Here is a 343-nt window from a genome sequence, read left to right on the forward strand (position 1 = left end):
AAAACACCTAACGACTGGTAACCTTTTCAGGTTAATTTACAAATTCCGGTGGACAGCCAATCTTGTCTTACCAATGTTCACAACCTCACAGTAGACATCGACTCGTTTTGCGAGGTCAAGCAACTGTGCCTCCGATATATCACTGGACGGTTCCAGGTCCGTCACCAGATGTGTCAGTTCCTCGTCGGCATCAATGGCACCCCGTTGCGCCAATTCCCCTAAAAAAGTCGGTGTGTCCAAATTCGGATTGACCCGCCAACGATTACCAAGATCCGATCTGAATTTGTCGCGAATGTGCCTTAAAATCTCCGAGCGCGTGTTGCCTTTCTGATACAGCGCAGTC

Annotated in this window: 1 protein-coding gene; it reads right to left on the bottom strand. The window is 48.7% G+C overall.

Going from position 1 to position 343, the window contains the following annotated elements; all coding sequences use genetic code 11:
- Positions 1-36: 36 nt before the first annotated feature.
- Positions 37-343: hypothetical protein (locus tag J4G07_19690; GenBank protein ID MCE2416213.1), on the bottom strand; the 307-nt coding region annotated here is incomplete at its 5' end.

Source organism: Candidatus Poribacteria bacterium, assembly GCA_021295715.1.
Lineage (GTDB): Bacteria > Poribacteria > WGA-4E > WGA-4E > WGA-3G > WGA-3G.